Source organism: Frigoribacterium faeni (genome assembly GCF_011761235.1).
Taxonomy (GTDB): Bacteria; Actinomycetota; Actinomycetes; order Actinomycetales; family Microbacteriaceae; genus Frigoribacterium; species Frigoribacterium faeni_A.
This window is the reverse complement of record NZ_JAAOYW010000001.1, coordinates 1,103,417-1,122,800: the sequence shown is the minus strand read 5'-3', so window position 1 is coordinate 1,122,800 and position 19,384 is coordinate 1,103,417. Positions and strand designations below refer to the sequence as shown.

Annotated in this window: 20 protein-coding genes; 12 read left to right on the top strand and 8 right to left on the bottom strand. The window is 73.6% G+C overall.

Annotation, left to right across the window (positions count from 1 at the left end; all coding sequences use genetic code 11):
- The first annotated feature begins 57 nt into the window (after positions 1-57).
- From FHR78_RS05185 to FHR78_RS05175, 3 genes are all read left to right on the top strand, one after another.
- The gene (locus tag FHR78_RS05185; protein ID WP_166759375.1) at positions 58-1,257 is read left to right on the top strand and encodes an ATP-binding protein; all 1,200 of its coding nucleotides are present in this window, start codon (positions 58-60) and stop codon (positions 1,255-1,257) included.
- 120 nt (positions 1,258-1,377) lie between these two features.
- Entirely contained in the window at positions 1,378-2,265 is an 888-nt protein-coding gene (locus FHR78_RS05180) for an NAD-dependent epimerase/dehydratase family protein (RefSeq protein ID WP_166759374.1), read from the top strand.
- Positions 2,266-2,400: 135 nt separating this feature from the next.
- A complete protein-coding gene (locus FHR78_RS05175; protein WP_166759373.1) occupies positions 2,401-2,928 on the top strand; it encodes a hypothetical protein in 528 nt (175 codons plus the stop codon).
- 92 nt (positions 2,929-3,020) lie between these two features.
- Here FHR78_RS05175 and FHR78_RS05170 read toward each other — a convergent pair whose 3' ends face one another.
- Together FHR78_RS05170 and FHR78_RS05165 are read right to left on the bottom strand one after the other, a co-directional pair.
- Positions 3,021-3,857, bottom strand: coding sequence for an alpha/beta fold hydrolase (locus tag FHR78_RS05170; protein WP_166759372.1), 837 nt, complete (start codon positions 3,855-3,857; stop codon positions 3,021-3,023).
- Positions 3,858-4,039: 182 nt separating this feature from the next.
- Entirely contained in the window at positions 4,040-4,936 is an 897-nt protein-coding gene (locus FHR78_RS05165; RefSeq protein ID WP_166759371.1) for an SDR family oxidoreductase, read from the bottom strand.
- A 135-nt stretch (positions 4,937-5,071) separates the two neighbouring features.
- Between FHR78_RS05165 and FHR78_RS05160 the strand changes: the two genes are divergently transcribed.
- Entirely contained in the window at positions 5,072-5,647 is a 576-nt protein-coding gene (locus FHR78_RS05160) for a TetR family transcriptional regulator (RefSeq protein WP_166759370.1), read from the top strand.
- A 401-nt stretch (positions 5,648-6,048) separates the two neighbouring features.
- On the opposite strand, the gene FHR78_RS05155 is transcribed toward FHR78_RS05160, so the two are convergent.
- The 3 genes from FHR78_RS05155 to FHR78_RS05145 form a co-directional block, all read right to left on the bottom strand.
- Positions 6,049-7,365, bottom strand: coding sequence for an MFS transporter (locus FHR78_RS05155; RefSeq protein WP_166759369.1), 1,317 nt, complete (start codon positions 7,363-7,365; stop codon positions 6,049-6,051).
- 165 nt (positions 7,366-7,530) lie between these two features.
- A complete protein-coding gene (locus tag FHR78_RS05150; protein ID WP_166759368.1) occupies positions 7,531-7,971 on the bottom strand; it encodes a hypothetical protein in 441 nt (146 codons plus the stop codon).
- A 94-nt stretch (positions 7,972-8,065) separates the two neighbouring features.
- Positions 8,066-9,034, bottom strand: coding sequence for a helix-turn-helix transcriptional regulator (locus FHR78_RS05145; RefSeq protein ID WP_166759367.1), 969 nt, complete (start codon positions 9,032-9,034; stop codon positions 8,066-8,068).
- Between the two features lie 90 nt (positions 9,035-9,124).
- Between FHR78_RS05145 and FHR78_RS05140 the strand changes: the two genes are divergently transcribed.
- The 4 genes from FHR78_RS05140 to FHR78_RS05125 all read left to right on the top strand — a co-directional run bounded on the left by FHR78_RS05140 (position 9,125) and on the right by FHR78_RS05125 (position 11,961).
- Positions 9,125-9,907 (top strand): esterase/lipase family protein, encoded by a 783-nt coding sequence (locus FHR78_RS05140; protein WP_243862009.1) that lies wholly within the window; start codon positions 9,125-9,127, stop codon positions 9,905-9,907.
- Between the two features lie 209 nt (positions 9,908-10,116).
- Positions 10,117-10,941, top strand: a complete 825-nt coding sequence (nadE, locus tag FHR78_RS05135) for an ammonia-dependent NAD(+) synthetase (RefSeq protein WP_166759366.1) — start codon at positions 10,117-10,119, stop codon at positions 10,939-10,941.
- Positions 10,942-11,045: 104 nt separating this feature from the next.
- Positions 11,046-11,324, top strand: a complete 279-nt coding sequence (locus FHR78_RS05130) for a GlsB/YeaQ/YmgE family stress response membrane protein (protein ID WP_166759365.1) — start codon at positions 11,046-11,048, stop codon at positions 11,322-11,324.
- Between the two features lie 325 nt (positions 11,325-11,649).
- The gene (locus FHR78_RS05125) at positions 11,650-11,961 is read left to right on the top strand and encodes a putative quinol monooxygenase (protein ID WP_166759364.1); all 312 of its coding nucleotides are present in this window, start codon (positions 11,650-11,652) and stop codon (positions 11,959-11,961) included.
- Between the two features lie 54 nt (positions 11,962-12,015).
- On the opposite strand, the gene FHR78_RS05120 is transcribed toward FHR78_RS05125, so the two are convergent.
- Complete coding sequence (locus FHR78_RS05120; protein WP_166759363.1) at positions 12,016-12,810, bottom strand: hypothetical protein; 795 nt, start codon at positions 12,808-12,810, stop codon at positions 12,016-12,018.
- Between the two features lie 122 nt (positions 12,811-12,932).
- Between FHR78_RS05120 and FHR78_RS05115 the strand changes: the two genes are divergently transcribed.
- The 4 genes from FHR78_RS05115 to FHR78_RS05100 all read left to right on the top strand — a co-directional run bounded on the left by FHR78_RS05115 (position 12,933) and on the right by FHR78_RS05100 (position 16,519).
- Positions 12,933-13,616, top strand: a complete 684-nt coding sequence (locus tag FHR78_RS05115; RefSeq protein ID WP_166759362.1) for a hypothetical protein — start codon at positions 12,933-12,935, stop codon at positions 13,614-13,616.
- Between the two features lie 3 nt (positions 13,617-13,619).
- On the top strand, positions 13,620-13,859 hold the full coding sequence (locus FHR78_RS05110) for a helix-turn-helix domain-containing protein (RefSeq protein WP_166759361.1): 240 nt from the start codon (positions 13,620-13,622) through the stop codon (positions 13,857-13,859).
- A gap of 174 nt (positions 13,860-14,033) precedes the next feature.
- Positions 14,034-15,482: a hemolysin family protein gene (locus FHR78_RS05105; protein ID WP_166759360.1), complete on the top strand. Its 1,449-nt coding sequence runs from the start codon at positions 14,034-14,036 to the stop codon at positions 15,480-15,482.
- Positions 15,479-16,519: a hemolysin family protein gene (locus tag FHR78_RS05100; protein WP_166759359.1), complete on the top strand. Its 1,041-nt coding sequence runs from the start codon at positions 15,479-15,481 to the stop codon at positions 16,517-16,519. The genes FHR78_RS05105 and FHR78_RS05100 overlap by 4 nt, the downstream gene beginning before the upstream one ends.
- A gap of 13 nt (positions 16,520-16,532) precedes the next feature.
- Here FHR78_RS05100 and FHR78_RS05095 read toward each other — a convergent pair whose 3' ends face one another.
- Together FHR78_RS05095 and FHR78_RS05090 are read right to left on the bottom strand one after the other, a co-directional pair.
- Positions 16,533-17,279 (bottom strand): GntR family transcriptional regulator, encoded by a 747-nt coding sequence (locus FHR78_RS05095; protein WP_166759358.1) that lies wholly within the window; start codon positions 17,277-17,279, stop codon positions 16,533-16,535.
- Between the two features lie 248 nt (positions 17,280-17,527).
- On the bottom strand, positions 17,528-19,285 hold the full coding sequence (locus FHR78_RS05090; protein ID WP_166759357.1) for a glycerol-3-phosphate dehydrogenase/oxidase: 1,758 nt from the start codon (positions 19,283-19,285) through the stop codon (positions 17,528-17,530).
- Positions 19,286-19,384: the final 99 nt, after the last annotated feature.

Sequence of the window (19,384 nt, the reverse complement as noted above, 5' to 3'; positions counted from 1 at the left end):
TGTAGCGACATCTAGCCCAGGATTGGATTTATTCAATCTTCGTCTATCTTTCACTACATGCTTCCGGAGGAGAACCCCTACAGTCCCGGTTCGGGTCGTCGACCGCCGCAGCTCGTCGGCCGAGGTGCCGAGCTGCAGGCCTTCGAGACCTTGGCACGCCGTGTGGAGCACGGGATGGGCGATCGGGGGATCGTCCTGACGGGGCTCCGTGGCGTCGGCAAGACGGTCTTGCTCAACGAGATGCACGCACGGGCGGAAGCGGCCGGCTGGCTCACCGTGCGGCTGGAGGCCCGGCGAGACGAGCGCGGAGCGACGACGGTCCGGCGTGCACTGGCCCGGGAACTCGTGGTCGCTGCCCGCAAGCTCACGAGGACGACGCTCACCGGGCGGCTGCGCGACGCCCTGGGCACGATCTCCTCCTTCAACGCGAAGATCGGAGCGACGAGCATCGAGCTGGGCATCGGCGTCAACGCGGGTCGAGCCGACTCCGGCGACGTCGAGGTCGACCTGCTCGAGCTCGTCGAGGACGTGGCGTCCGCCCTGGGCGAGAAGCGGCGTGCGTTCTGCGTCTTCGTCGACGAGATGCAGGATCTCGACGCCGAGACCATGGGGGCGCTCATCGCGGCACAGCACGTCGCCAACCAGCGCGACTGGCCCTTCTACGTCGTCGCGGCGGGTCTGCCCGATCTTCCTCGGGTGCTGACGGAGACGCGGTCGTACGCCGAGCGGCTGTTCAACTACCGCCCTCTCGGCAAGCTCGCCCGGGCGGACGCCGCCGACGCGCTCCGTGAGCCCGCGGAACGGCTCGGTGCCGAGTACGAGCCCGAGGCGCTCGAGCGCCTGCTCGACGCCACGGGCGGCTATCCGTACTTCATCCAGGAGTTCGGCCAGACCGCGTGGAACCTCGCGGCGGGCCGCGTCATCACGGACGCCGACGCCCTGGCGGCGGTCCAGTTCGGGACTGAACAGCTCGACGCGGGTTTCTTCCGGTCGCGATGGGAGCGGGCCACGCGGTCCGAGCGGCGCCTGCTACTCGCGATGGCCGCGGACGGCGACGCGTCGTCCGCCACGATCGACGTCGCCCGGAGGATGAGCCTCCTGCCGAGCAGCCTCGGCCCCTACCGGGCGGCGCTCATCGGCAAGGGCCTCGTCTACGCACCCGAGCACGGCCGCATCGCCTACACCGTGCCGGGCATGTCGGCCTACGTCGACCGGAACCGCGACGACCTCGACGCCGCGGGCGACCTCGCGCGCTGAGGCGAGGCGCCCGGCCCCGCCCGCCGCACGCGCCACGGGGTAGCGTCGCGCACGTCGGCTCAGCGGACGACCCGGCACCTCGGCCGGCGTCGGCGCGGCCGCTCGTCGAGGGGAACCACCATGAAGGTCGTCATCACGGGGTCGCGCGGCAAGGTCGGCCGGGCCGCCGTCCGGCGGTTCGTCGAGGCGGGCCACGACGTGCTCGGCGTGGACCTGGTGCGTCCCGTCTTCGACGCGGGCGAGGTCGTGCCGGGCCGCTACCAGATGGCCGACCTGACCGACGCGGGCTCCGCCTTCGCGGTCGTCGCGGGCGCGGACGCCGTCGTCCACGTCGCGGCCATCCCGCAGCCCACCGGCAACCCCGCGCACGTCGTGTTCCAGACGAACCTCATGTCGACCTTCAACCTGGTGGAGGCGGCGGTCCGGTTCGGCGTGCCGCGCTTCGTCAACGTGTCGAGCGAGAGCATCGTCGGCAACTTCTTCCCGGAGCGGCCGTTCCTGCCCGACTACGTCCCGGTCGACGAGGAGCACCCGCTGCACCCGCAGGACCCGTACGCCCTCTCCAAGGCCTTCGGCGAGCAGCTGATGGACGCGGCGGTCCGCAGGTCGGACCTCCGTGCCATCTCCATCCGTCCCAGCACGGTGCACGACGACGGCAACTACGAGGAGAACCTCGGCCCGCAGGTGCGCGAGGCGTCGCCCACCAGCGCGAACTTCGGCAGCTACGTCGACTCCGACGACCTGGCCGACGCGCTGCTGCTCGCGGCCGAGTCGGACCTGCCCGGCCACGAGGTGTTCTACGTCGCCGCGGCGGACAACGCCGGCGGCCACGACTTCGCGGCCACGCTGCGCGCGCACCACGGCGACCAGGTCGAGCTGCGCGAGCTCGACCGCGTCGACGCCTCGGGCATCTCGACCGCGAAGGCGCGACGCCTGCTCGGCTGGACCCCGACGCGCTCCTGGCGCGACCACCTCGACACCGACGGCCGGCGTCTCCCGCAGCGCTGACGTCCCGCCCGCTCCGCCCTCCCTCGCAGCGGCCGAGGAGGCGCCCCTAGGGTGGGTGGACGAGCCCGGCACGCCGACGTGCGGGCGACCGGCCCGGGCACGTCCCGAGCCGGCGACGACCACGAGGGGGACACCGTGACCGATCCGCAGCGAGACGACCGATCCGTCGGTGACGCGACCACCGCCTCCTCAGCTCCGGCGGCGGAGCCGCGACCGCCCGTCCCGGGCCAGCAGCTCACCGCGACGCCGTACGTGCTCGCCCTCGCCCTGTCGCCGATCGTGACCGCCGTCTTCTCGGCGATCGAGATCCGGCGGTCCGTCGAGCTGGTCGCCCCCGGCAGCACGGGCGTGACGGGCGGCGACTTCACCCTGTCGCTCGTCGTCAGCGTCGTCGTGGGCGTCGCGCTCGTCGTGCTCTCGTGGCTCGACCGTCGCACCCTGCGGCAGCGCGGGGTCGAGCGGCCGTTCCACTGGGCCTGGTCGATCCTCGGCGTGCTGATCTACCTGATCGGGCGCTCGGTGGTGGTGCGGCGTCGCGTGGGCGGGAGCGCCGCCCCGCTGTGGCTGTTCCTCGGGCTCAGCGTGCTCGGCGGCGCGATCGCCGTCATCATCGGCATCTCGTCGGGCGTCGCGACGATGGACCGCCCGCCCGTCGAGTTCTAGCCGGCGACGCCACGCACGACGCCCCCCGGCCCGCGCGGCACCGTCCGGTCGGAGGTGCGGCACGGGCCCGGGGGGCGTCGTGACGGGGCGGACTAGCGCGCGAGGAACTCCAGCACCACGCGGTTGAACTCGTCGGCGTCGCTGACGTTCGCGCCGTGCGGGGCACCGGCGATCACGTGCAGCTGCGAGCCGGGGATCGCCGCGTGGGTGCGGGCGCCCGAGCCCTCGAAGGGCACGGTGGCGTCGCCGTCGCCGTGGATGACGAGCGTGGGCACGGTGACCTTGGTCAGGTCGTCGCGGAAGTCGGTGTTCGCGAACGACGCCATGGCCTCGAGGGCCGCGGCCTTGTTCGCCTGCTTCGCGAGGCGCAGCGCGTCCTGGCGGTCCGCCTCCGACACCTTGAGGTCGCCGTCGACCGAGAAGAAGCCGGTGGTGAACTCGTCGTAGAACGCGTCCTCGTCCTTGGTGAGGCCCGCGGTCATGTCGGCCGCCGCCTCCTTCGTGAGGGGGCCGTCCGGGTTGTCGTCGGTCTTCATGAGGTACGGGGGCACGGCCGACGCGAAGACGACGCTGTGCAGGCGCTCGGTGCCGTACTTCGTGAAGTAGCGCGCGACCTCGCCGCCGCCCATCGAGAAGCCGACGAGCGTGACGTCCTGCAGGTCGAGCTCGGTGAGGACGGTGTGCAGATCTTCGGTGAGGTGGTCGTAGTCGTAGCCGGTCTTCGGCTTGTCGCTGCGACCGAAGCCACGGCGGTCGTAGGTGACGACGCGGTAGCCGGCCTCGACGAACGCGGGCACCTGCTTGCTCCACGACTCGCCGGAGAGCGGCCAGCCGTGGATGAGCACGACGGTGCGGCCCGATCCGCCGGTGTCGTCGACGTGGAGGTTCGTGTCCTTGAAGAGCCCGTGGTGGGCGGTGATCTCGGTCATGGTTCCTGCCTTCCTCGGCCGCGCCTGCGGCCTCTCCTCTCGTTCGTACCCGCGCCTCCCTGTGGTTTGCCGTCGGGTCTCGTCCCCCGTTCGCTCTGCGGACGACGATGGCCGCCACGGCCCCGGCGGAGATCGCAGGAGGCGCCGGCCGGCCAGGGCGGACCGGCCGACGCCCGCGCCGCTCACGCCGTCGTGTACGCGCCCCCGGCGATGTCGTCGAGCAGCGTCGGTCCGGTGGGCGACCAGCCGAGGAGGCGGCGCGTCGCCTCCGACCCCGCCGGCATGTCGAGGCCGAAGAAGCCGCCGATCCACCCGAAGTGCTCGCCGGCGTCGGCGGGCGCCACCGACGTCGAGGGCAGGCCGAGGGCCTCGCCGAGCGCCTCGGCGATCGCCCGGGTCGGGACCCCCTCCTCGGCCGCGGCGTGGAGCACGAGCCCGGGGGTGGCGGCGCCCAGGGCGTCCGCGACGAGCCGGGCGGCGTCGGACCGGTGCACGGCGGGCCAGCGTGCCGACCCGTCGCCGATCCAGGCCGAGACGCCGCGCTCGCGGGCCACGGCGGCGAGCAGGGCGACGAAGCCCTGGTCGCCCGTGCCGTGGACGGTGGGGGAGAAGCGCAGGCTCACGGTGCGCACGCCCTGGTCGGCGTGCTCGAGGGCGAGCGCCTCGGTGCCGCCGCGGGGCGCGTCCGGGCCGCTGTGCGGCGAGCGGTCGTCCTCGGTGGAGCGGCGGCCCTGGGCGAGCCCGGCGAGCCCCGACGCGAGCAGGAACGGGCGGTCGGAGCCCGCGAGCTCGCCGAGCATCGTCTCGACGGCACGGCGCTCGGCCCGGTTCGAGGCGGCCATGTCCGACCAGTCGTGCTTGTTGGCGAGGTGCAGCACGGCGTCGGAGTCGGCGGCCGCGGCCCGGAGGCCGTCGAGGTCGTCGAGGTCGCCGCGTCGCACGACGGCGCCGCGGTGCTCGAGCGACGCCGCGGACGAGTCCGAGCGGGCGAGGCCGACGACCTGGTGGCCGTCGGCCAGCAGCTCGTCGACGGCTGCCGAGCCGATCCAGCCGGATGCTCCGGTGACGAAGACGCGCATGGTGTTCTCCTCCTGTGTCCTGACCGGGGCGCCTCGGGCGCCTCCTGTGATGTCAGCGGCTGACGTAGCCTGGTCGTCACGCTACACCTGATGACAGTCGCTGTCATCCCCGGGGTGCGCCGCTAGGCTCGCCCCATGGCTCGATGGGAACCCGGCACGAGGGAACGGCTGCAGGCCGCCGCCCTCCAGCTCTTCGTGAGCCAGGGGTTCGACGAGACGACCGCCTCCGGCATCGCCGCCGCGGCGGGCGTCACCGAGCGCACGTTCTTCCGCCACTTCACCGACAAGCGCGAGGTGCTCTTCGAGGGGCAGCACGTGCTGGCCGAGCGCTTCACGGCAGGGGTCGACGCCGCCCCCGAGGACGCGTCCCCGGCCGACCTGGTCTCGGCGGCCCTGCGCGGCGCCGGCGAGTTCTTCCCCGACGACCGTCGTGCGTGGTCGCGTCGCCGTCAGGCCGTCATCGACGCCCACCCCGCGCTGCAGGAGCGCGAGCTGCTCAAGCTCGCCGGCCTGGCGCGCGACGTCGCGGCGGCGTTCGCCGACCGCGGGGTGCCCGAGCCCGCGGCGTCGCTCGCCGGCCAGTCGTGCCTCACCGTGTTCGGGGTCGCCTTCGGCCTCTGGATCGCCGAGGGCGAGACCCGCCCGTTCGCCGAGCTGGCGTCGCTCGTGCACGGCGAGCTGGCCCGGGTCGCGAGCGCGCCCGGTCGCTGAGCCGCGCCTCCTCGGCGTGCCGACCCGCGCCTCCTCGGCGCGCCGCCCCGCGCCTCCTCGGTGTGCCGCCCGTGCCACGACGTCGGTTCCGCAAATGCCGACCGTTGCGCGTGCAATACCTACTTTTCCGAGAGTTGAAGCGCCTACGGGGGCGCATCGGTCGGCATGTGCAGCCCGCGCGGCGGGATGGGTCGGGGCGGGGCGCTTGCTCGTGGCAAATGCCGACCGGTGTGCGTGCAATACGTGCTTTTCCGACGGTTGCAGCGCCTGTCGGGCCCCGTTGGTCGGCATTTGCGGCGGCGCGTTCCGGGCCCCGTTGGTCGGCATTTGCCGCTGAGCGGTCGCGCGGACGGCGACGGACGGGTCGAAGCGGCGACCCGCCCGCCGGACAGCCCGCGCTGCTACCGCTTGCGACCCGCGAGCACCCCCGACAGCGCGAGCACCACGAGCCCCACCGCGGGGATGAGCAGCAGCCCGACCCGCAGCGAGCTCACGTCGGCGACCGCTCCGATCAGCGGAGGCGCGGCGAGGAACCCGAGCCGCATCAGCCAGCTGACGAGCGTCAGGCCGGTGCCGGGACGGAACCCCGGCAGCGAGTCCGCGGCGTGCATGGCCGCGGGGATGAGCGTCGCGACGCCGAAGCCGGCCAGGGCGAAGCCGGCGATCGTGCCCGCGATCGTCGGGAACGCGAGCGCCAGTCCCATCCCGACGAACACCAGCGCCCCGCCGACCCGCGCGACGGCGCGCTGGCCGAAGCGGTCGACGAGGCCGTCGCCGAGGATCCGTCCGACGAACTGGGCGCTCTGCAGCGCCACGAAGCCGAGGGCGGCCACGGTGACGCCGGCCCCGAGCGACCCCGAGAGGTAGAGCGCGGCCCAGGTGTTGCCCGCGTCCTCGACGACGGTGCCCGACGCCGCGATGAGCACGAGCGCCAGCAGCACGCCCCACGTGCCCAGCCGCACCGCTCCGCGACGCACGCTGGCCCCGGCCTCGGCCCGGTCGGGCCCCGAGGAGGCGTCGGTCCGGTCGTCGACGCCCGCCACCGGCACCGGGGCGGACGGGGACGACGACGCGACCCCCTCGGCGGGCGTGCCGGGCGCCTCCTCGAGCTCTGCGACGGGTTCGGGGCCGCGCAGCATCAGGCGGTAGGAGACGATCGCGACGACGGCGAAGAGGACGCCCGAGACCGCGAGGTGCACGCCGAGCGGCACGCCCAGGCCGGCGGCGGCGCCGCCCATCAAGCCGCCGACGACGGCGCCGACGCTCCAGATGGCGTGGAACGAGTTGAGGATCGACCGGCCGTACCGCCGCTGGACGCGCAGGCCGTGCGAGTTCTGCGCCACGTCGACGATGGCGTCGAGCGCTCCCACGACGAAGAGGGCGGCCGCGAAGAGGGCGCCGACCGGCGAGACCCCGGCGAGCAGCACGACGGCGGCGGCCACGACCGTTCCGACCACAGCGACGCGCGACGAGCGGAACCGGCGGATCAGCCAGCTGGCCGCGAGCCCGGCGACGATCGCACCGACGGGGCCGGCCGCGACGGCCAGTCCGAAGGTCGCGTTCGACAGGTCGAGGGCGTCCTTGATGGCGGGGTAGCGCGGCAGCAGGTTCGAGATCAGGGCGCCGTTCGTCAAGAACAGCAGGGCGACGGCGAGGCGGGCGCGTCGCGTCTCGTGGTCGGGTGCGGCGGGCTGGCCGGTCCGGGGGGACGTCGTCATCGATCGGTCTCTCTGGTGGGGGAGCGGTGCCGATCGAATCGATTCGATCGCAGGCCGATGCTATCCGGCTGCGAGCCTCGGCCGCAACGACCGGGCCCGCCGAGGCGTCCGCGCGAGCACCTCTGCCTGAGCACCTCTGCGCGGGCGCCTCCCCGCGCGCGGCGCCTAGGCGGCCGGCCCGAGCAGCACCGCGAGCATCGCCGCGGCCGACCCCACCAGGAAGCTCAGCGTGCCGAGCTGCATGGTGCGGGTCTTGTTGCGGTCGGCGACGGGCACGCTCACCTCGAGGATCGGGCAGCCCGACCAGCCGATCAGGCCCAGGCTGAGGGCGACGACGGAGGCGCCGACCCAGAAGAGCGTCTCGACCGGCGTCGACAGCACGTCCGGTCGCCAGCCGGACACGAGCACGGCGCCGAGGGCGAGCGCGACGGCCACCACGGCGGCGGCGAACCAGAGCGTGCCGGTCCACATGATGCGGGTCAGGTTCTCGACGGGGCCCATGAGGTCGCGTCCGCCCGGCTGGGTCGCGTGCGACGCGTCGTCGACGGTGCCCGTCCGTCCGCGTCCGGGTCGGGTGGTGTCTGGGGTCTCGGCGTAGTCGGTCACCCTGCCACGTTGCCACCACTCGGCCTCGCCCGCCCGCTCGGCGCGCCCCTGGCAGGCGGCCCCGACCGGCGGCCCGGCCGGCGGCAGCGCTGCGTCAGCCCCGCAGCGTCGCGCTCGGCTGCTCGCCGAAGCGGTCGCGGTACACCGCCGAGAAGCGCCCGAGGTGGCTGAAGCCCCAGTGCCGGGCGACCGCCGACACCGTCGTCGTCTCGGGCGTCGCCGCCTCGAGATCGGCCCGGACCCGGTCGAGCCGGATCTGCCGCAGCAGCTCGGTCGGGCTCAGGTCGAAGGTGCGCTGCAGGGCCACCTGCAGCCCCCGGACGCTCAGGTCGGCGGCCGCGGCGACCTCCGTCACGCCGATCGGCTCGTGGGCGTGCGCGTGCAGGTACTCGACGGCGCGGGCCAGGCGCCGCGACCCGGCGGCGAGCACCGCGGGGGCGGCCTGGCCGGTCTCGTGCGGGAACGCGTCGAGCACGGCCAGGGCCAGCCGCCGCCCCGCCTCGGACCGCTCGAGCGGGGTCGCGGCCAGGTCGAGCAGCACGGGCGTCGTCTCGGACACGACCGTCCGCCACCGCCGCAGCGCCGTCTCGGCGAGGGGAGCGGCGTGGAAGAACTGCACGGGCCCCGCGGCGACGTCGCCGCGCTCGACGGCCAGCCGCTCGAGGTGGGCCGCGCTGACGTGCACGAGCCGCTGCCGGTAGTCGGCGAAGTCGAAGGCGTACGCGCGGGTCGGCGCGACGCGGGGCACGAGCGGCTGCAGCGCCACCTCGTCCCGGCCGACGTCGACCACGCCCCGGCCCTCGACGAGCCACGAGACGACGTACTCGGGCACGGCGTCGGCCGTGCCGCGCGCCGACCCGCGGAACTCGGAGGTGCGCAGCGAGACGTCGTCGTCGCCGACGGCCGCGTAGCGGTACTCGAACGGGTGGTCGAGCCGCTCGAGCCGGAAGCCCTCGCCCGGGTACTGCGCCTCGTAGAGGTCGCGGGCCCCGTCGAGGTCGTCGCCGTGCACGGCGCGACGGAACGCCGGCGGTGCCGCCCCGGTCTCGTCGCGCTCGTCCATCGGCCACATCCTCACACGCAGGAGGCGCGTCGCACCTCCCCGGCACCGCTCGCGGACAGCCGCGACCCGGCCCCCTACCCTGCAGGGACCATGTCGCACGACCTCCCCGCGCCTCCTCGGCCCCCTCGCCGCCCGCTCCGCCGCCTGCTGCGCCACGGCGCGTGGTGGCTGCAGGACTACGCCTTCGCCGCGTGGTGGCAGCTGCGGGCCGTCGTCTCGCCGCGCGGGGCCGACGACTACCTGTCGGGCGACGGGCGACCCGTGCTGGTGCTGCCCGGCATCTGGGAGACGTGGGCGTTCCTGCGCCCCCTCATCGCCCGGGTGCACGACGAGGGGCACCCCGTGCACGTGCTCGACTCGCTCGGCCGCAACGGGCGACCGGTCGAGGCGACGGCCCGCGACGTGGCCGCCTACGTCGTCGAGCACGACCTGCACGACGTCGTCGTCGTCGCGCACAGCAAGGGCGGGCTGATCGGCAAGTACCTGATGGCCCTGCTCGACGACACCCGCCGGGTCGACCGGATGGTCGCCGTCTGCACGCCGTTCAGCGGCTCGCGCTGGGCGCCCTGGCTGCTGCTGCCCAGCCTGCGGGCGTTCTCGCCGCGGGACGCGACGACCCTGCTGCTCTCGCGCGACGAGGCCGTCAACGCGCGCATCACGTCGATCTACGGCGAGTTCGACCCGCACATCCCCGAGAGCAGCGTGCTCGTCGGCGCCGACAACGTGCAGCTGCCGACGGGCGGGCACTTCCGCGTGCTGGCCCACCCGCGCACCATCGCGACGGTGCTCGCGGTGGCCGGTCGGCCGGCGCCCGGGGCTGACGGGGGCGCGGAGGCGCGCGGCGACGGGGAGCCACGTCCAGGAGGCGTCTGAGAGGATGGACCGACACGTCACCTCGACCGGCAGGAGCCACCCATGGCCGAATTCTTCATCGGACTCGTCAGCGCGATCACCCTCGTCGGCCTCGTGCTGACCGTCGCCGCGTTCGCCGCTCTGTCGACGTCGAAGTAGTCGGGCGCACGACCTCGGGCGAGGTCGCGGCGGCAGGTGCCCCGGGCACGGCACGTGGCTAGAGTCGTCGCATGAGAGCGCTGCAGGCCACCATCATCTCCGAGCTCGCCGTCCGTCCCGAGATCGACCCGGCCGCCGAGGTCGAGGGCCGGGTCGCGTTCCTCCGCGACTACCTCGAGACCACCGGTGCCGCCGGGTTCGTGCTCGCCATCAGCGGCGGCCAGGACAGCACGCTCGCCGGGCGGCTCTGCCAGCTCGCGGTCGAGGGCGTCCGCCGCGACGGCGGGTCGGCCGAGCTCGTCACCGTGCGCATGCCGTACAAGGTGCAGGCCGACGAGGACGACGCACAGCTCGCCCTGCGCTTCATCGACGGCGCCGAGGGGCTGACCGTCAACATCCAGCACGGCGTCGACGGCACCGCCCAGGACGTCCTCGAGGCCACCGGCGCCCCCCTCAGCGACTTCGCCAAGGGCAACGTCAAGGCCCGCACCCGCATGGTCGCGCAGTACGCGATCGCGGGCGAGCGCGGCATGCTCGTCGTCGGCACCGACCACGCCGCCGAGGCGCTCACGGGCTTCTTCACCAAGTACGGCGACGGTGGCGTCGACCTCGTGCCGCTGACCGGCCTCAGCAAGCGCCAGGGCAAGGCGCTGCTCGCCCACCTCGGCGCCCCGGCCCGGCTGTACGAGAAGGCGCCGACCGCCGACCTGCTCGACGAGACCCCCGGCCAGACCGACGAGGCCAACCTCGGCCTCACCTACGCCGACATCGACGACTACCTCGAGGGCCACGACGTCGACGACGCGATCGCCGAGCTGATCGAGGCGCGCTACCTCGCGACCGAGCACAAGCGGCGCGTGCCGGCGAGCCCGGTCGACGAGTGGTGGCGCAGCTGACGACCGAGATGTGACGCCGACCGGCCCCGAGTGGTTGCCTGGGGTCGCGGCCGACCCGGCCGTTCCCACGTGCCGCTGGGGCACGGAACAGCAAGGAGAACACCATGATCGGTCTCATCGTCAGCCTCGTCGTGATCGGCCTCATCGCCGGCGCCGTCGCCCGCCTGGTCGTGCCCGGCAAGCAGGACATCTCGATCCCCATGACGATCCTCCTGGGCGTCATCGGCTCGTTCGTCGGCGGGTTCCTCGGCTACCTGCTGTTCCCCGGCCGCAACCCCGACGGCTTCTTCCAGACGTCGGGCATCATCGGCTCGATCATCGGGGCGATCATCGTCCTCGTCATCTACCTCAAGGTGCGCGGCGGCCGCACGGCTCGCCGCTAGTCGCGACCCGCACCACGCCTCACGAGGGCCCCACGACGCACCGTCGTGGGGCCCTCGTGCTGCGCGCGCGGCGCGGCTCGTGCCGCGCGCGCTGGCGCCGAGGGCGGGTCTTCCGGGCCGAGGGCGGGTCGCCGCCGACCCGCCCTCGGCCCGGAACACCCGCCGTCGACGGAGCTCGCACCATGCAGGAACACGGGCGCCGCCGGTCCTGAGTCGTGCACGACTCAGGACTCGGCGTCCCCCCGGGAGCACGGATCAGGACGCGGGCTCCTGAACGACGAGGGACACCCCGCGGGCGTCGGTCGTGCGGTGTTGACTCGCAGCCATGATCATCGTGACCGGACACCTGCTCGTCGACCCCGAACTGCGCGACGACTACCTCGCCTCCTCCGTCAGCCTCGTCGAGGCCGGCCGCGACGCGCCCGGCTGCCTCGACTACGCGCTCTCGCCCGACATCGTCGACCCGAGCCGCGTCAACGTGGCCGAGCGGTGGGTGTCGCAGCAGGCGCTCGACGACTTCCGCGGCGCAGGCCCCTCCGACGAGGAGGAGGCGGAGGTGCGGCACCGAGAGGTGCACGACTTCCAGCTCACCGGCCCCGAGGAGCCGTCGCTGTCCGAATCGGGCGACCTGGTCTGAGTCGGGCCGCCCGGGCGAGCTGGTCCGAGCCCGGGCGTCCGGGCCCGGGTCGGGCTAGTCGATCCCGTCGATGCCGCCCAGGCGCTCGAGCACGCCCGTGAGGATCGTGCCGGCCGGGTCGGGCAGCACGTGGTGGTTCAGGTAGATGCCCTCGAGCCACGAGAGCACCTCGTCGGCGGGCATGCCGACCGCGGTCCAGTCGACGCCGGGCAGCGCTCGCGTGACGGTCTGCTCGGTGCCCGGCCGCAGCCACGCCTCGGCGATCGGGCGGTCGGGCGTGCGCAGCTCGTCGGCCGCCCAGAGCAGCGCGATCGGGTGCTCGCGCTCGTCGTCGGGCGCCTCCTCGACGTGGTCGTGCTCGACGTGCCCGGCGCCGAGCCAGGGCAGGGTCAGCAGCTCGCCCTCGATGTCGACCTCGACCAGGTCGAGGTGCGTGGGCTCCTCGACCTCGCACACCCAGAGGTCGAAGCCCGAGTCGTGCCACGCGGCGGCGTCGTCGACGTCGTCGACGAGGCCCGGCATCAGCGCCTGCACGTCGGTGAGCAGGGCGGTCGACCAGGCCACGACCTGGGCGGTGTCGCCGGGGCCCCACGGGCTCGTGTCGGTGTCGTCGCCCGCGGCGTCGTGGAAGTGGTGCTCGGCCCCGCCGCCGTCGAGGGCGTCGAGGTGCACCTGACCGGTGCCGAAGCCGACGTAGAGGCTGGTGAGCTCGGTCTCGTCGTCCCACTCGCCGAAGAGGTTGGGTTTGCCGAGCGAGGTCGGCAGCGGCAGGGTCGCCGCGTGGCGCGGGCCCAGCGCGAAGACGGCGCGGAAGCGCCGGGTCGGCAGCCGGAGGCTCATGTCAGTCACCGTGGTGTCTCCGATCGATCGGCTCCCAGCGTAGAGGCTCCCGCCGACGGCCACCGTTGCGGAGCATGTCGATCATCGATATGGTCGAGGCTCGTGCATATCGATCATCGATAGGAGCCACCATGGCCGCCTCCCGCTCCGAGCCCGACCGCGCGCCTGCCCGGGCCGACCGATCAGCCCGACCTGACCGACCCGACCGGGCCGCCCGCCTCGAACGAGGCGCCGTCCTCGCCGTGACGGTGCTCGCCCTCGCCTACGCAGCCGTCGCCCTCGGCGTCGGCGTCGTCGACCTCGTGGCCCGGCTGGGCGCGAGCACGACGACCGTCGAGCTCCTCACCGCGGACGGCGCCGCCGCCGTCCCCGGCGTCGAGGGCGCAGGAGGCGGCGGCGCCGTCGTCGAGGCGGCCCGGTTCCCGACGGCCGTCGTCTCCGTCGCGGGGCTCGGCTCGGGCACCGTCCTGGTCCTCGCCCTCGCGCACCTCCTCGGGGCCCTGACGCACGTGGCCGTCGCCCTGTGCGCGGCGATGCTGGGGCGGGCGCTGCTCGTCGGCCGCCCGTTCCGGCGGGCGGCCACCTGGTCCGTCGCCGGCGCCGCCCTGGCCCTGCTGGTCGGCGGGGCCGCGAGCCAGGCCGTCGGGGCGGCCGGGGCCTTCTCCGTCGTCGACCAGCTGGGCCGCCTCGACGTCTTCCCCGTCGCCGCGACGTTCAGCCCGACCCCCTGGCTCGTCGGCCTGGGCCTCGCGCTGGTGGCGGCCGCCTTCGAGGTCGGCGAGCGCCTGCAGCGCGACACCGACGGGCTGGTCTGACCGGTGGCGCGAGACGCGTCCGAGTCCGGGGGCGACGACCCGGGCGGGGTGCACTGCCGCCTCGACGAGCTGCTCGCCGAGCGGGGCCTGACCCTGGCGCGGCTGAGCGAGCTCGTCGGCGTCAGCGTCGTCAACCTCTCGGTGCTCAAGAACGACCGGGCCAGGGCGATCCGGTTCAGCACCCTCGTGGCGATCTGCGACGCCCTCGACTGCGAGGTGGGCGAGCTGTTGGTCCGCGCCTAGGGGAACGGGCACGGAGCGGGCACGGGTCGGGGCGCGTGCACGGCCTGCACGTTCCCAGCCAAGGTGCGGCTCGCCTCCTTATCCTCGCCGCATGGACGACCCTCCCTCTCACATGCCCGTGCCCCTCCGCGCCCCGACGCCCCCGTGCGTCGTCGACCAGCGAGGAGGGGCTCGATGAACGAGTGGGCCATGCTCGCCGTCGGTCTGGTCCTGACCGTCGGCACCGGCTTCTTCGTCGCGTCCGAGTTCGCGCTCGTGAACCTCGACCGCGGCGACCTCGAGGCCCGACAGGCCCGCGGCGAGAAGCGCCTCGCGCCGACGATCTCGGCGCTCCGCATCACCTCGACGCACCTCTCGGGGGCCCAGCTCGGCATCACCCTGACGACGCTGCTCACCGGCTACACCTTCGAGCCCGCGATCAGCTCGCTGCTCTCGTCGCCGCTGCAGGACCTCGGCGTGCCGGCCGCGGTCGTGCCCGTGGTGGGCGCCGTGACGGGCATCGTGATCGCCACCCTCTTCTCGATGGTGATCGGCGAGCTCGTGCCGAAGAACTTCGCGCTGGCCCTGCCGCTGGCGACCGCCAAGGCCGTGGTGCCGTTCATGACGGTCTTCACGACCGTGTTCAAGCCGGTCATCGTGGCGTTCAACGGCACGGCGAACGCGGCCATCCGCCGGATGGGCATCGAGCCGAAGGAGGAGCTGTCCGGCTCCCGGTCGGCCGAGGAGCTCAGCTCGCTGGTGCGCCGGTCCGCGCTCGAGGGCATGCTGGACGCCGACCACGCGACCCTGCTGGGACGCACCCTGAGGTTCTCCGAGCACGCGGCCGTCGACGTCATGACGCCCCGCGTGCGGATGACGACGGTCCGGGCCACCGACAGCGCGGCGGACGTCGTCGAGACGGCCCTCGCGAGCGGCTTCTCGCGGTTCCCCGTGATCGGCGACGACAGCGACGACATCGTCGGCGTCGTGCACGTCAAGCAGGCCTTCGCGCTGGCTCCCGAGCGCCGGGCCGCGGCCTCCGCCCGCGACCTCGCCTCCGACGCGCGGTTCGTGCCCGAGTCGATGGGCGTCGACACGCTGCTCGGACTGCTGCGCCGCGAGGGGTTCCAGATCGCGGTCGTCGCCGACGAGTTCGGCGGCACCGCCGGGCTGGTCACCCTCGAGGACCTCGTCGAGGAGCTGGTCGGCGAGCTCGAGGACGAGCACGACCGGGCGCGTGCCGGCATCGTCCGCTCGTCGGGCACCGTCGTGTTCGACGCGTCGCTCCGCCCCGACGAGCTGTGGGACCGCGCCGCGGTCCGCGTGCCCGACGACGGCGACTACGAGACCGTCGCGGGCTTCGTCACCGAGCAGCTCGACCGCCTGCCCGAGGTGGGCGACGAGGTCGAGGTCGGCGGCGGCACGCTGCGCGTCGAGCGCGTGGTCGGGCAGCGGCTCGAGCGCCTGCGGTTCGTGCCGTCCGCGGCCGAGCTGCCGACCGCCTCCGGCGCCCCTGCCGCCGCCTCCGCCCCTGCCGCAGCCGCAGCCGCCGACCGTGCGGCGGTCGACGGCCCTGCCGCCGCGACGGCCCCCACCGACCACGACCGGGTCGTGGCCGCCCTGCGAGAGGACCTGGACCGATGAACGAGTACCTGCCCGGGATCCTGTGGCTGATCGTGCTGCTGGTCGTCAACGGCTTCTTCGTCGGCGCCGAGTTCGCCGTCATCTCGGCCCGTCGGTCGCAGATCGAGCCGCGGGCCGAGGCCGGCAGCAAGGCCGCGAAGACGACGCTGTGGGCGATGGAGCACGCGACGCTGATGCTCGCGACGAGCCAGCTCGGCATCACCGTCTGCTCGCTGGTCATCCTGAACGTGTCCGAGCCGGCGATCCACCACCTGCTCGAGATCCCGCTGGCCGCGACGCCCCTCTCGCCCGAGGCCATCGGCGTCGTCGCGTTCGTGATCGCGCTCGTGCTCGTGACGTTCCTGCACGTGGTCGTCGGCGAGATGATCCCGAAGAACCTGTCGTTCTCGGTCCCGGACCGGGCGGCGCTGCTGCTCGCGCCTCCGCTGGTGTTCGTGGCCACCGTGTTCAAGCCCGTCATCTGGTCGCTCAACGGCATCGCGAACGCGGTGCTGCGGCTCTTCAGGGTCGAGCCGAAGGACGAGGCGACGAGCACGTACACGCTCGACGAGGTCGCCACGATCGTGCAGCAGTCGACGCGCGAGGGCGTGCTCAGCGACGCCTCGGGCACCCTCTCGGCCGCGTTCGAGTTCACGACCCGCAAGGTGCGCGACGTCGAGGTGCCCGTCGACGAGATGGTGCGCCTCGCGCCGGGGGCGACCCCGCGCGACGTGCAGCTCGCCGTCGCCGAGCACGGCTACTCGCGGTACGTGCTGACCGACGGCGACGGGCAGCCGACCGGCTACCTGCACCTCAAGGACGTGCTCGACCTCACGTCGGCCGAGGCGCTCGACGCGCCGGTGCCGGCGAAGCGGGTGCGTCGGCTGGGCGCCGTGCCGCACGACGCCGACCTCGAGGACGCCCTGGCGTCGATGCGCCGCAGCGGGGCGCACGTCGCCCGCGCGGTGTCGGTGATGGGCGAGACGACCGGCGTTCTCTTCCTCGAGGACATCATCGAGGAGCTGGTCGGCGAGGTCGACGACGCCACGACCGTCTAGGGCACGGCCGGGCTCAGGAGGCGCGTGTCGCCCTGGTCGAGCCGGTCGCCCTGATCGGGTCGGTCGCCTCGTCCGCCGACGCGGCCCCCGCCTCGGAGGAGGCCGGGCGGGCGCCCGGCAGCTGGTGCAGGGCCTCGGCCGCGAGCTCGGCGCCGATCGGGTCGCGGTCGAGGGTCGCGGCGCGCAGGGCCGTGAGCGAGTCGGCCATGTCGTCCCAGGCGAGCAGCTGCACGATGTCGGGCACGCGCAGGGCGTAGGCCAGCCCGTCGGTGACGTCGCGGCAGACCCGCTGCAGGGCGATGTTGCCGCAGTGCTCGACGTACGTGTCGAACAGCGCGATGGCGTGCTCGTTCAGCGCGGGGCCGTCCTCGCGGGCGACGTCGTCGACGCAGGTGTCGATCGCCGTCGTGACCTGCCGGACGACGAGGGCGGGGAGGCGCGGGACGGCGAGGCGCACCGCCCCGCCGAACAGCACGCCGAGCGTCTGCACGGCCTCGACGGCCTGGCTCGGGTCGGGGGTCGCCACCCGCGTCCAGCGGTTCGGGGCCATCTCGACCAGCCCGGCCCGGACGAGGTCGCTCAGCGCCTCGCGGATCGGCGTGCGGGACACCTGCAGCCAGGCCACGAGCTCGTCGTCGTGCAGCCGCTCGCCGGGCTCGAGGGTGCCGTCGAGGATCGCCTCGCGGATGCGCGCACGGACGGTGTCGCGCAGCAGCCGGCGTTCGGTGGGCGGCGGGGACGCGGGGGTGGGGACGGGCAAGGGCGGCTCCGTTCGTCGTGGTCTGGGGGGAGGCACGGGTGATCGACCACGATAACGGACTGTTCCTGATGAAGTACGTGGAACACTGGAAGTGATGTTCTGGAATGCAGGTGCCGGGCGACGCGGGCAGGCGCGCCCGCGGACGCACGAGACCCGCCCTGCCCCTGGCGGGGCGGGCGGGTCCGGTGCGGTCGTGCGACGGGCCCCCTCGGGGACGCGACGCGGGCGGGAGGGCCGGGAGGCGCCTCCTACGCGGCGGGGGTCCCCACGGCGGGCGTGCCGCTCGGCACGTGCTGCGACGAGACCTCGACGCCGTGCGACGTGCGCAGCACGTCGAGGGTCGCCTCGATCTCGGCCTCGCGCTCGTCGGCGGTCCAGCCGAGCGACGAGGCGAGCACGTCGGCGATCTCGCTCAGCAGCTCGATCGTCACCCCGCCCACGAACGCGAGGTTCGTGCGGCGCAGCACGACGTCGGCGAGGTGCACCGCGTCCTCGTGCTCGGCGAAGTAGGCGATCTCGGCCGTCGTCAGGCCCGGGTCGCTCGCGAGCGGCTCGGAGGGCTGGTCGAGCAGCACCTCGATGACGCTGGCGGCACGGGTGCCGTAGCGCGTCAGCAGGCGGTCGACGTGCTCGCTGCTCAGGCCGTCGGCGTGCGCCGCGACCCAGGTGGTGCGGGCCGCGTCGGTGGTCGGGAAGTCCTTGCCGCCGCCGATGGGCATGCCCGCGGTGTCGACCGTGCGCGTCACGCCGAGGCGGGTGGTCGCCTCGGTCGAGAGGTGCGCGGAGAGGGCGCGGAACGTCGTCCACTTGCCGCCGACGAGGCTCAGCACCTTCGTCGTGGGCAGCTCGGCGATCTCGGTCTCGACGATGCGGTAGTCGCGCGACACGAAGCCGGCGGCGAGGTCGTCGTGCTTCGGCAGCGGGCGCACGCCCGAGTAGCGGTACACGATGTGGTCGCGCGTGATCTCGATGTCGGGGTAGACGTGCTTCACCAGGTCGAAGAAGTAGTCCACCTCCTCCTCGGTGCAGATCGCGGGCTCGCTCATGTCCGCCTCGAGGTCGGTCGTGCCGATCAGCACGCGGCCCTTCAGCGGGTAGATGAGCACGATGCGTCCGTCGTCGTTCTCGAAGAAAATCTCACGGCCGTTGGTCGCCTCGAGCAGCTCGGGGCTGTCGACGACGATGTGCGAGCCCTTGGTGCCGCCCATGTACTGCGACTCGGTGCCGAGCGCCGCGTTCGTGAGGTCGGTCCAGGGGCCGGAGGCGTTGACCACGACGTCGGCCGTGACGGTGAACTCGGCGCCCGAGACGACGTCGCGCAGCACCACGCCGCCGTCGGCGGTGCCGGCGGCCTCGAGGTAGTTCGCGCTGCGGGCGTTGTCGCCGGCGGCGAGGCCGTCCTTGAGCACGTCGAGCGCGAGGCGCTCGGGCTCGTGCACCGATGCGTCGTAGTAGGTGCCGGTGTACTTGAGGTCCTTGTTCAGGCGGGGCATCTCGGCCAACGCGGCCTTGCGGCCGAGGAACCGGTGCCGGGGCACCGAGCCGCCGTCGCGCGAGAACGAGTCGTACATGGTCATGCCGACCTTGATGAGCAGCGCGCCGCGCTCCTTCGTGCTGCGCTGCTTGTGCGTGAGCATGCGCAGCGGGGCGTTGAGGATGCCCGAGAACGTCGAGAAGATCGGCATCGTCGTCTGCAGCGGCTTGACGTAGTGGGGGGCGATCTTGAGGAGGCCGTTGCGCTCCTCCACGCTCTCGCGGACGAGGCGGAACTCGCCGTTCTCGAGGTAGCGGATGCCGCCGTGGATCATGTGCGACGAGGCCGCGGAGGCGCCCGAGGCGTAGTCGGCGCGCTCGACCAGGACGACGTCGACGCCCTGGAGGGCGAGGTCGCGGAACGTGGCGATGCCGTTGATGCCCCCTCCGACGATCAGCACCTGGGCGTGGGGGCGGTCGGCGATGCGTGACACGTTGGCGCGCATCGTCCCTGTCTTCTTCGACTCGGTCACAGTGGAGCTTCTTTCCCGTTGCGTTTCGACGAGCGGTGGGGAGGTGCGCCGGGTGCTCGGGCCGGTAACATCCATGATCGACCCCTCCCGACGAGGGTG

What these genes read in the sequence shown, in the direction of transcription:
- FHR78_RS05185 (WP_166759375.1), top strand. Translation starts at nt 58, where the DNA reads ATGCTTCCGGAGGAGAACCCCTACAGTCCCGGTTCGGGTCGTCGACCG.
- FHR78_RS05180 (WP_166759374.1), top strand. Translation starts at nt 1,378, where the DNA reads ATGAAGGTCGTCATCACGGGGTCGCGCGGCAAGGTCGGCCGGGCCGCC.
- FHR78_RS05170 (WP_166759372.1), bottom strand. Translation starts at nt 3,857, where the DNA reads ATGACCGAGATCACCGCCCACCACGGGCTCTTCAAGGACACGAACCTC.
- FHR78_RS05165 (WP_166759371.1), bottom strand. Translation starts at nt 4,936, where the DNA reads ATGCGCGTCTTCGTCACCGGAGCATCCGGCTGGATCGGCTCGGCAGCC.
- FHR78_RS05160 (WP_166759370.1), top strand. Translation starts at nt 5,072, where the DNA reads ATGGCTCGATGGGAACCCGGCACGAGGGAACGGCTGCAGGCCGCCGCC.
- FHR78_RS05155 (WP_166759369.1), bottom strand. Translation starts at nt 7,365, where the DNA reads ATGACGACGTCCCCCCGGACCGGCCAGCCCGCCGCACCCGACCACGAG.
- FHR78_RS05145 (WP_166759367.1), bottom strand. Translation starts at nt 9,034, where the DNA reads ATGGACGAGCGCGACGAGACCGGGGCGGCACCGCCGGCGTTCCGTCGC.
- FHR78_RS05140 (WP_243862009.1), top strand. Translation starts at nt 9,125, where the DNA reads ATGTCGCACGACCTCCCCGCGCCTCCTCGGCCCCCTCGCCGCCCGCTC.
- nadE (WP_166759366.1), top strand. Translation starts at nt 10,117, where the DNA reads ATGAGAGCGCTGCAGGCCACCATCATCTCCGAGCTCGCCGTCCGTCCC.
- FHR78_RS05130 (WP_166759365.1), top strand. Translation starts at nt 11,046, where the DNA reads ATGATCGGTCTCATCGTCAGCCTCGTCGTGATCGGCCTCATCGCCGGC.
- FHR78_RS05125 (WP_166759364.1), top strand. Translation starts at nt 11,650, where the DNA reads ATGATCATCGTGACCGGACACCTGCTCGTCGACCCCGAACTGCGCGAC.
- FHR78_RS05115 (WP_166759362.1), top strand. Translation starts at nt 12,933, where the DNA reads ATGGCCGCCTCCCGCTCCGAGCCCGACCGCGCGCCTGCCCGGGCCGAC.
- FHR78_RS05105 (WP_166759360.1), top strand. Translation starts at nt 14,034, where the DNA reads ATGAACGAGTGGGCCATGCTCGCCGTCGGTCTGGTCCTGACCGTCGGC.
- FHR78_RS05100 (WP_166759359.1), top strand. Translation starts at nt 15,479, where the DNA reads ATGAACGAGTACCTGCCCGGGATCCTGTGGCTGATCGTGCTGCTGGTC.